Here is a 1714-nt window from a genome sequence, read left to right on the forward strand (position 1 = left end):
CCGCGCCTATGTGCAACCGATTGACCGATTCGGCCGGGGATACGCGCTCGATCCGTTTTTCACCCAGCTCACCGGCATCACTGAAGAAACCCTGGAGACCGAGGGAGTCGGATTGGCAGAAGCTCTTGCCGACATCGACCGCTTCTCCGACGGTGCGCGCTTTTGGTCCTGGGGCAAGGACGAGCTGAACATGGTCGCGATCAGTTGTTATGTCGCCGGCATTCCCGTTTCCATACCAGCCAACCGGTTCGACAATGCAGTCAAGCTGCTGCTAGCGGCAGGGATGCCGATCGAAGATTTGGCGAGGACACCCAGCAACAAGCTGGCGGACTACTATGGCGTCGACCACGCTCCGTTGCGGGCACACGACGCTGTCGACGATGCGCTATCGCTGACCTACACCCTGCAACATCTGTTGAAATCCGAAAAATTGCAGGCAGACGTCTTCGAGTGTTTGTAGCTTGCGCGGCACCGCACAGGCACGCGCATTCGTTCAGATCACCGAATCCGTCCAGCGGACGATGTCCCTCGCCGCTTGGCCGAACGCGTTGTCCAGGGCACCGACATAAGCGGCATTTCCGCCGCCCGAGACCGGTGCGCTGGCCGTGAAGTCCTTCGAGGCGCGCACCTCGCCATTGCGATCGTTGAGGATGCGCACGAACAGCTCGACATCGGCATGTTCGCCGCCATTGACCCGGACTTCGAAGGACCGCACCTCGACGATGATCTGGTAGTCGATCGCCAAACCCTCGCCCGGCTTGCCGACACCGGCAAAGCTGCCGGAGCGCTGAAAAGTCTCGGCGAGCCTTGCCTGCACGATCAGCGGCAGGCGGTCCGCCCATTGCGCGCCCTTGAGGAACTGGATCGACTGGTCGGACGGCCTGATCACGATGTTCTGGCTGTCCAGCGCCTTCAGCGCCGAGGGTTGGGCGATCAGGATCTGGCGGCGGCTGTGGCCTCGCATGTCGAGCGAAGGCGCGGAAAGCTCGAACGTGTCGAGCGGCGCCGGCCTGCCCCCCAGTACCGCGCAGCCTGCAAGCGTGAACACGAGCGTCGCGGCAGCAACGGACTTCAACCCTCTCACTAACTTCACGCGCGATCCCCACTGTCCCCGGATCTGATGATCAACTTACAGCTGCAATCCATGTTCTTGGCGTTCGCAGCAGCGGAAGTCAACGCCGTGCCCTGCCGTCAAACTGACGGACCTCCCCCTCGCCGCCCGTCAGTATGCGCTGCGGGTTTCGGCTGAGATCTGTCACCGCTTCCTCGATTCGGCTGATCGAGCGCCGGCTGGCCTGGACCAGCGCCTCGACATCCTGCAGGCCCTGGCCGGAGAAGCGCGACAGATTGTCGACGATGGTGCCCAGCCGAGAGTTCAGCGTATCGGCAACCTGCTTGAAGGACTTCAGCGTCGCCCGAGCATCGGCCATTACGCCATTGGCTTCACCGGACCCGAGAAGCTTGTCGACCTTCTCGAGAATTCCGTCGACGCGCACGGAGGCGTCGTTGAGGCGTTGCGCAAGCTGGCGGGCATTCTTGATCGTATCGTTGATGTCGTCGGAGCGGTTGGCGATCTTGTCGGTGACCTTGGCGATGTCGGCGGCCGCCTTGTTGGCGCTGTCGCTTGCCTTCTGGATGTTGGCGAGCGCCGTACGGACATTCGCCGGATCTATCCCATCGAGAACGCCGTTGACCTTGGCGAGCGTCCCTTGCG

At 62.4% G+C, this 1714-nt stretch carries 2 protein-coding genes and 1 pseudogene; 1 reads left to right on the forward strand and 2 read right to left on the reverse strand.

The annotated features are described in order from the left end of the window. Positions 1-460, forward strand: a 460-nt coding sequence (locus EOA75_RS32550) for an exonuclease (RefSeq protein WP_127326114.1), incomplete at its 5' end; no start/stop codon positions are given. A gap of 33 nt (positions 461-493) precedes the next feature. Here the strand turns inward: EOA75_RS32550 and EOA75_RS32555 are convergent. Continuing rightward, complete coding sequence (locus EOA75_RS32555) at positions 494-1084, reverse strand: ABC-type transport auxiliary lipoprotein family protein (RefSeq protein ID WP_127242177.1); 591 nt, start codon at positions 1082-1084, stop codon at positions 494-496. Between the two features lie 88 nt (positions 1085-1172). Further along, a pseudogene (locus EOA75_RS32560) lies at positions 1173-1714 on the reverse strand (MCE family protein); the annotation flags it as partial.

The organism is Mesorhizobium sp. M1A.F.Ca.IN.022.07.1.1, from assembly GCF_003997575.1.
Lineage (GTDB): Bacteria > Pseudomonadota > Alphaproteobacteria > Rhizobiales > Rhizobiaceae > Mesorhizobium.